General features: G+C 31.6%; 10 protein-coding genes. 2 read left to right on the top strand and 8 right to left on the bottom strand.

All coding sequences use genetic code 11. From position 1 onward, the window contains the following. From WBN21_RS14145 to WBN21_RS14125, 5 genes are all read right to left on the bottom strand, one after another. On the bottom strand, positions 1–262 hold a 262-nt coding region (locus WBN21_RS14145), incomplete at its 3' end, for a hypothetical protein (protein WP_424201378.1). A gap of 338 nt (positions 263–600) precedes the next feature. Further along, the gene (locus tag WBN21_RS14140) at positions 601–1,554 is read right to left on the bottom strand and encodes an AAA family ATPase (protein ID WP_424201376.1); all 954 of its coding nucleotides are present in this window, start codon (positions 1,552–1,554) and stop codon (positions 601–603) included. Between the two features lie 6 nt (positions 1,555–1,560). Further along, a complete protein-coding gene (locus WBN21_RS14135) occupies positions 1,561–3,012 on the bottom strand; it encodes a peptidylprolyl isomerase (RefSeq protein ID WP_424201374.1) in 1,452 nt (483 codons plus the stop codon). Further along, the gene (locus WBN21_RS14130; protein ID WP_424201372.1) at positions 2,975–3,826 is read right to left on the bottom strand and encodes a peptidyl-prolyl cis-trans isomerase; all 852 of its coding nucleotides are present in this window, start codon (positions 3,824–3,826) and stop codon (positions 2,975–2,977) included. The genes WBN21_RS14135 and WBN21_RS14130 overlap by 38 nt, the downstream gene beginning before the upstream one ends. Before the next feature lie 2 nt (positions 3,827–3,828). Beyond that, positions 3,829–5,781 (bottom strand): peptidylprolyl isomerase, encoded by a 1,953-nt coding sequence (locus tag WBN21_RS14125; RefSeq protein WP_424201370.1) that lies wholly within the window; start codon positions 5,779–5,781, stop codon positions 3,829–3,831. A gap of 191 nt (positions 5,782–5,972) precedes the next feature. On the opposite strand from WBN21_RS14125, the gene WBN21_RS14120 reads away from it, so the two are divergent. Both WBN21_RS14120 and WBN21_RS14115 read left to right on the top strand, forming a co-directional pair. Beyond that, positions 5,973–6,209 carry a hypothetical protein gene (locus WBN21_RS14120; protein ID WP_424201380.1) on the top strand — a complete coding sequence of 79 codons (237 nt, stop codon included), beginning with the start codon at positions 5,973–5,975 and terminating at the stop codon, positions 6,207–6,209. A gap of 37 nt (positions 6,210–6,246) precedes the next feature. Further along, positions 6,247–6,876 carry a phosphatase PAP2 family protein gene (locus WBN21_RS14115; RefSeq protein ID WP_424201368.1) on the top strand — a complete coding sequence of 210 codons (630 nt, stop codon included), beginning with the start codon at positions 6,247–6,249 and terminating at the stop codon, positions 6,874–6,876. Positions 6,877–6,981: 105 nt separating this feature from the next. On the opposite strand, the gene WBN21_RS14110 is transcribed toward WBN21_RS14115, so the two are convergent. From WBN21_RS14110 to WBN21_RS14100, 3 genes are all read right to left on the bottom strand, one after another. Then, positions 6,982–7,212: a DUF3820 family protein gene (locus tag WBN21_RS14110; RefSeq protein WP_092851994.1), complete on the bottom strand. Its 231-nt coding sequence runs from the start codon at positions 7,210–7,212 to the stop codon at positions 6,982–6,984. 4 nt (positions 7,213–7,216) lie between these two features. Then, on the bottom strand, positions 7,217–7,759 hold the full coding sequence (locus WBN21_RS14105) for a DUF922 domain-containing protein (RefSeq protein WP_424201366.1): 543 nt from the start codon (positions 7,757–7,759) through the stop codon (positions 7,217–7,219). 43 nt (positions 7,760–7,802) lie between these two features. Continuing rightward, the coding region (locus WBN21_RS14100; protein ID WP_424201364.1) for an ABC transporter substrate-binding protein at positions 7,803–8,693 on the bottom strand (891 nt) is incomplete at its 5' end.

Raw genomic sequence — 8,693 nt, 5'->3', positions numbered from 1 at the left:
AAGCAGGCGTAATTTCTTTAACAACCTCTTGTCCTAAAATGATTTCTTTTAAAAACTTTGCTTTTACACCTGCAGCACTTGTAGTTCCGGGCAAAACATTGTAGATAAAAAAGTTAAGAGAATCTGCTCTGTACTTGTTACCTAAATCTTTAATTTGATCAATGATTGCACTTAATAATTCAGCACCATCAATTGGCTTTGGATGAAGGCCTTGACCTTTGCGTTCTTCAATCTCTTTGATATAGTCTTTATAAGTATTCATAAAAGCAGTATTTTCAATGTTAAATTGACTTGAATTACCATATCCAATGCCAAATGGTTAATTTTTGAGTTGATTATTTTTAGTTCTCACAAACTTAATAAATTAAAGCAAATTTTTAAAAAGAAACGCTATAATCCAATAAGTAATTATAGTTATTTATTATAGTGACATTATTTATTTGATAGATTATCGTTTTATTATTAATCATCTAATAAACTTGAAGATAATTCAAGGTTATTTCAATCCGTAATTGTGATTCATATAGGATCTTTAAGAATTGAAATGATTTCTAAAAAAGAAAAATTTTTGGGGCTATTAAAAACTAAAAATGTTTTGGACTAAAACAAACTCTTAATTATCGCTTCTTCAGAAACACCTTCTGCTTCAGCTTTGTAGTTTTTTATAATTCTGTGACGCAATATACTTTGTGCCACGGCTTGAACATTTTCAATATCTGGAGAAAATTTTCCCTGAATGGCAGCGTGTGTTTTTGCAGCCAAAATTAAATTTTGTGATGCTCTAGGACCTGCTCCCCAATCAAGATATGATTTTATTAAATCTGATGCTGCATCTGAATTTGGCCTTGTTTTACCAACCATAGAAACGGCGTATTCAATCACATTATCAGCAACTGGAATACGACGAATTAAACTCTGAAAATTCACGATTTCTTGAGCAGAAAATAAGGCGTTTACCTGAACCTTATTATCAGTTGTTGTTGCTTTCACAACTTGAACCTCCTCAATATAAGTTGGATAATCCAAATTAATAGCGAACATAAAACGATCCAATTGCGCTTCTGGTAAAGGATAAGTTCCTTCTTGCTCAATAGGGTTTTGGGTTGCCAAAACAAAATATGGTAAGTCTAATTTATAATGATGACCAGCAACTGTTACTGAGCGCTCTTGCATAGCTTCTAATAAAGCAGCTTGTGTTTTTGGTGGTGTTCTATTTATTTCATCTGCTAAAATAATGTTAGCGAAAATAGGTCCTTTAATAAACTTAAAATGGCGGTCTTCATCTAAAATTTCACTCCCTAAAATATCACTTGGCATTAAATCTGGGGTGAACTGAATACGTTTAAAATCTAATCCTAATGCTTGAGCAATGGTATTAACCATTAACGTTTTTGCTAAACCTGGAACACCAATTAAAAGTGAATGTCCACCAGAAAATATAGAAATAAGAATTTGGTTTACAACTTCGTCTTGACCAATAATAACTTTGGCAATCTCCGTTTTTAATTCTTTATATTTTTTTACAAACTCTTCAATAGCAGTAACATCAGACATATAAATCTATTTTTTTAACCAGTTACCAGAAAAATCACAATCTCTATGTTCATTACTTATTTTAATATAAGTATCTAGTATTTTTTCTTCTTGCCATTTTTCAATAGCTCTAATTTTCTTTTCTTCTAAAGCCAAATCTTTAATTTTAAGAAAATCGCGCGCATAATCAGCTTCATGCTCATCAATTCTACCTGTAACGGTTAGCAGTTTAAATTTCACTTTACCCGTTCTGTCTTCTTCTTTTAAAACTAAACTAACCTCATTATCCTTTAAATCTTGAATTTGAGAATACAATTCAGGATCCATTCTTGTTAACTCAAAATTATAATCTTGCGTAGTTGGGTTTATTAATTGGCCTCCATCATTTCTTGTTTCCTTTTCATCACTTACTTCTTTGGCAGCATCAGCGAATGTAATATCGCCAGCAACAATACGTTTTCTAACATTTTCTAAACGTTCTTTTGCTTCTACAATAGCTTCGTCAGACACTTTTGGCGTTAATAAGATATGTGCCACATCATATTCCTGACCTCTAATTTTTTCCAACGTAATTATATGATAACCAAAATCTGTTTTAAATGGCTCAGAAACTTCGCCTTCTTGTAAAGCAAATGCCACTTGCCTAAACTCTTTAACCATTCTTGGTTCCTTTTTGTTTAGTGTATACTTTCCACCTTTACTTGCAGACCCAGGATCTTGAGAATACAAAACAGCTTTTGAACGGAAACTTGCTCCTTTTTCAATAATATCTGCTTTGAACTGTTTTAAACGGTCAATTATTTTTTGTGTTTCTTCATCTGAAACCTTAGGTTCTGCAACAATCTGGGCTACTTTAAGTTCGGTACCAAAAGTTGGACGTTGGTCTTCAGGAATTTTATTAAAAAATGCTCTTACTTCTTCTGGTGTAATTTCAATTTCTTCAACAATTTTAGATTGCATTCTCTGTGCCAATAAGTTTGACTTATTAATTTCAAACATTTCGTCTCTAAAACTTTTTTCGTCGTCTTTCTTATAAAATGCTAAAAGACGTTCCATCGAACCATTTGTTTGTTGAAGGAATTGTTGAATTTGATAATCGACATTTTTTCTAACCTCAGAATCAGAAACGGGTACACTATCTTGAATGGCATGGTGCGCATACAATTTTCTTTCCAACATTAAACCAAATAATTGGCAATTATCAATCCCTTCTATTGAGCCGCCACCTGCTTCTATTTGATCCTTTTCTTTTTGAATGTCTGATTCTAAAACGATAAAATCGCCAACTACAGCGGCTACGCCATCTACCTTAAAAGCATTTGATGTATCAACTGAATCTACTTTTTTTGTAGCTTCTTTTACTTCATCTTCAATAATTTCCTGAGCGTTTGTAAAACCTACAAATAATAAGGCTAAACATAAAGTAAGTAAAGGATTTGGGTTAATCGTATATTTCAAACTGTTTGTTTTTAATGGCATCTTTAGTAATATCTTTTTCTAATTCTCTAATAAATTCAAGCTTGCGTTTATTAATCACTATCTGATCAATGGTCGGCTTCACATATTCTAATGGTGCTGTATCATTTCTGACTAAAACATCATTAATTTGCATCAAATATACTCCTAATGAATCTTTGAGTTGTACAAAATTAGATTTTTTTAACACTTGATTTCTATTTTCTGAATTTACAGCTGGAATTTTCTTAATGACTTGGCTTAATTTAATCCAAATAGAATCATTTAATGAATAGGATTTAAATTGAATTGAGATGGAATCTAGTATTTTTTTGTCTCTATCATTATAGCGTTTAAGTCGATTTTTTATATTTTCAAAATCAATAATATTTTCATTTACATGAATATATCTAAACTTTATAAGTTCTTCATTTAATTTAAAAACCTCCTTATTATTGCTATAATAAGCTTCGGCTTCCTCAATAGAAACATCTCTATCGATACTGCGTTCAACAAGCGCTTCAATATATGCTTTACTATACAGGTCGTTTTTATATTGAACCACCAACCTATTAAATGCTTGCTGTTTTTCTTCTCCTAAATTGAGTTTTGCACCATCAACAAATAATTGCTGGGTTGCCCACCGCTTTATAAAATTTTGAATTAATAAGGTACTATCTTCTTTTGATGCACCCTCCGGAACTAATCCTTCAATATCCGCTTGATAAAGATAATTTTCATTAACCCTTGCAATAGCCGTTTCATCATCCGATTTTTTCAACAAATCACAAGAGTAAACCAAAACCAATAAAAACAATAGATATACTTTATTTCTCACTTTTATCCTTTTAGTTTTGATTTAACAGCTTTTAAAACATTGTCATTAATCTCGATTTTATATTTACTCTTTAAATCATTAATCCAAGCCTCTTCCTTGAAATTTTGATAATCACTCATAACAGCACCTTTAGCTTCATCAAATGTTTTCTTTGTACTTGGTAATACCTTATTAACTTTTACTAAAACATTTGCATCGTTATGTTTGTAAATTTTTGAAACTCCTTTTTCAAATTTAAAATTATCCGGAAGTGCTTGGTGATTCGCATCCATAATGCCCGAAGTAAAAATAACATCTACTTTATCGTTACTATTTACAAGAGATTTTATTCTATCAATTGGCATATCCTGAACCAAAAGTTTAGCTACCTTTTTAAGTGTTTTTGGTTTTGTTGAAGCAGCAACTATAGCATCCACGCGTTCTGGCAACATATAATTTGCTTTATGAGCGCTGTAAAATGATTCTATTTCAACTGAATCTGTTTTAGCTGTATTCCATATTGTCGTTTCCATAAGATCGAACAATAATAATCCGTCTCTATATTCTGAAACTATATGGGCATAATCTTCGTTTTCTTCTTCTAAATGGTCTTCTTGGTATGTTACCAAACTTTCATTTAAAAAACTATCATACTTTTTTGAAACCAACGTTTCTAATGGTTCTATACTTGAAGCATTTCGTTGTGTATTTGTTAAATACACGCCAAAATCGTTATTACTAAACGTTTTTTCGCCAATTTTAACCAAAGTTTCCCTGCCGTTAAAATCTGCCGGAAGCTTCCATGTTCTTTTAAAATAGTCATCATTTAAAATAGACACAAAATAAACCAAATAAGGTTCCTTTGGTTCAATAGTATATTTCGTTTTTAACTTTTTAAAAAGTGCCTCATCAATTAATTTAGATCTTGAATCGCGCTTAACTTTTTCAACCAATTCTAGCCTAATAGTCTCAAAACTTGGTACTGGCGATATTTTATGAAGTTTTACTATATGCCAACCATAATCGGTTTTAAAAGGTTTAGAAACCTCATCAACCTTTTTTAAACCAAAAGCAACATCCTCAAATTCTTTTGCTCTTAATTGCCCACCCGAAAATGCTTTAAGCATACCACCGTTTGGCGCAGAATTTTTATCATCTGAAAATTGTTTGGCTAAAGCTTCAAAAGTTTCTCCTTGATTTAGCTTTTTATAAATATCTTGAATTCTAACTTCAGGTTTTTCTGCTAACGAATCATTTTTGTTTTCAATAACCATAATATGAGCAACGGTACGTTCTCCCCTTGCCTCTCGCTTGTCTATAACATTTACAATATGATATCCGAAACGGGTTCTAAAAGGTTCAGAAACTTCGCCCACATTCGTATTAAACGCTGCATTTTCAAATTTATAAACCATTTTAAACCCTCCGAAATAGCCTAATTCTTCACCGAAAATAGTTTTGCCGTTGTGTACCTCTACTCTAACTTTATCAAAGCCTTCTTTTAAAGTTCTATTCCTTAAATTGGTTATTTTATTAAAAGCCAAAAGCGTATCCTGCGGACTCGCATTTTCGTCAACCTTCACCAAAATATGATTTGCATTAACCTCATACAGCATACGGTCGTAAGCTTCCTTCACCAAGGCGTCAGTTACCTTAGAATCTGAAATATAATTTTTAGCTAATTGCTTTTTGTAGCTACTAAGCTCTCTAATATAAGATGTTTTGTCTTGTAAGCCCAAGGCTTTAGCTTCTTGAAGTTTTAATTTATAATTAGTAAAAAGCTTTAAATATTCATCGATATCCTTCTGAGATTCGTCCTGAACTAAATCTAAATTTTTGTTATAAACTCTTAAAAATTCTGAGGCATAAACAGGTTCATTATTAACCGTAAATAGTACGTCTTTTTCAACTGACTGTGCGTTTAAGCTTAACATAAAAACTGCTAAGAATAAAGAAAATAAATATCTTAATGTCATAGAGGAATTTTTTTTAACCAATTACAAAAATAATAATATAAACCTATAATACAAGTTGTTTAACAAACGATTAAAAAAAGTAATTAATTGCCTATTAAACTTAAATAAATAGGATTAATTTCATTTCCATTACCTTTATATTTTTGAATACCAAACTAATGGCTTTAGCCATAAATATAGCAAAGAAAAACATGCGAAAACTAAAACTAATTTGGGATTTTAGAGGACCTGACAGCAGTAAAATTGCGAAACACCACGAAATTCATTTGAAAGAATATATTACATTAGAAAAATTAAATATTAGCCTTACAGGCATTGAAAAATTAAGCGATTTACATGCGATTGCTTTTTTGGTGGTTGATGAAAACCAAATGAAACCGATTCGTGATGCTTTAAAACCACACAGAGGGCAAGTTTATACAGAATAGATTCTGTATGGCAGGTTTTAAAATAAAACAATATAATTTGAGTTATTTAAAAACTAACTACCAACAAAATATGCCACATAATAAACCAGTAAAGTTTTTGTTATGCTTTGTTTTCTTAGTAATTTTTGATTCCATTATTTATGCGCAAATACCAGAATCAGGAAATTCTACACATGAAAAATGGGAATTTTTTTTAGAAGATTCTGGTGATATTTTGCAAATAGCCATACCAACAATTGCAGGTTTAACTACCGTAATAAAAAAGGATTGGGAAGGCACTAAACAGTTTGCGCTTTCTTATAGTACTAGTCTTATAATCACGCATTCATTAAAAAAAATTGTAAATAAAGAACGACCAGAAGGTAGAAATTTATTTGATGCATTCCCCTCTGGGCACACGACTTCTGCATTTTCTGGCGCATCATTTATTCAACGCCGTTATGGCTGGAAATTTGGTATATGGGCATATTTAGGCGCTGCTATTGTTGGTGCTAGCCGCATGGAAGGGCCTGATGGCTGGCACGACCATTGGGATGTATTAGCTGGAGCATTTGTAGGCATTGGTAGCACTTATATATTTACAACACCTTTTGCTAAAAAACATTTAGAACTTGGTTTTAGCGCAGATACTGATACTTATTTAATTGGCTTTAGATTTAAGTTTTGATTTATAAAACATCATGACTTTATCTGAAAAATAAAATTACTTCGTTACATCTAAAATAGGTGATTGAAATGACGACATATTCGCTAAGTAACGAAATCCAAAAATTCACCGCTTAGGATACTGCTTTCTAATATTCCAAATAAGCTCCTCTAAACCGTTCAGCTTCAATTCATAAACCTGTTCAAGCATAGTTCCTAATTTTCCTTTAGGAAACCCTTTGCTATGATACCAAACCACATAATATTCAGGCAAGTCAATTAAATAACGATCTTTATATTTACCGAAAGGCATTTTAGTATGCGCCAAGTCTATTAAAAATTGTTTGTCGGGAAGCATAAAACTAATTTATAGATTTGTAATTTGAATACTTGGCGAGTTCTGCATTCATAAAAGTTCCCCATGTAGTTTGAGATTCAAAATTTCTTGAATAATCAGTTTCACTATCATACTTATTTTGCATTTGTGCCAATTCTGAATTTATCTCGCTATTTATTTTCTTAAGTTCTTTTCTAATACTATTTGAAAGTTTTAATTGGCTCACCCGATACCTGAATTTTCGGGCATGTAATTCAGTAATATCAAAATGCAATTGCTCGTGTTTTAAAATATGATTATCACCTTGTTCAGCCTTAAACCAAGATTGCTCTGGATAAAAATGCGCGTGAATATCAGTTTCAAAACTCACAACATCATTAGAATCCGTTTGTGTAATAGAAAAGCCAAAGGTAATTCCCGATGCCGTTATTGCAACCGCCGCATCACTCATATCTGGTTTCGCTTTAAAATCTGTCCATGATAATTTATAGGATGCATCCCAAACTAAAACAGGTTCTGTATCTTGAACACAAACACAGCAAATTATTAAAAAAAGGAATCTAATCATGTGGTTTAAAAGCTGTTTTAAATAAAACGAATAGCCTTAAACCTTATTGTTTTACTTCAACAATAGTTAAATCGTCGTACTTAACCAAATAAACAGAATCGTTAAAATAGCCTCCAAAAAGTTTCTTTTTGTAAGCAAATTTGTTTTCGACATATTCCGTTAATGGGGCGCTATCAACCGATAAATATAAATCGCCTGACGATACCAAACGTAAAACCACATCCATGGTTAAATCGAAACCTCTCACGGCTCTTCTATTTGGGGTTATATTATATAGCTTTTCATATTTTTTTACAAAGGCATTATCCTCGCTATATTCTTTCGACGTAGTTGCAAAATGAAATTGCAAATTAGATAAATGCGTATTGTTTATTTGTTCGCCCTCAAAAGCTGAGTTTAAATTGGTAGTTACCATGATAATTTCTGGAGCAGCTTCTTCTAATTTTTCAGGGTTTATCCTATTATTTAATGACGCCAAAACACTTGTTGCGTTCGATGCATAACCTTCATTTTGAGTTTCTAAAAACACCACATTCTTTCCTGGTTTCAGGGCAGCTTGTAAATCTTCTTTAGTCACAAAAAACTCATCTTTACCCTCTTTATTCTTTCTAGAATACACGATTTTAGCATTAGGAAATTCAACCTTAAGGCTATTGGCAATAGTTACATTTTTAGTATCGGCAATAATCACAATATTTTCAATTAATGAATCTGATTTTACAAAATTTACAACCTTGGCTTTTAATAAATCGTCTGACGGTCTCGATTGAAATACATTATCATACAAATTCAAATTTGTACCAATTGGCGAAACTATTGGCGTGTTATATTTTTTCAATTCTGAAGCCACTTTATTAAAACTAGCTGGCGTTAATGGACCAATTACGGCATCAACATTTTCAAAATCATTTTCGTTAATAATTCTTGAAACTTC

Source organism: Algibacter sp. (assembly GCF_049667265.1).
In the GTDB taxonomy this organism is placed as follows: Bacteria; Bacteroidota; Bacteroidia; order Flavobacteriales; family Flavobacteriaceae; genus Algibacter_B.
This window is presented reverse-complemented; position numbering and strand designations above follow the sequence as displayed.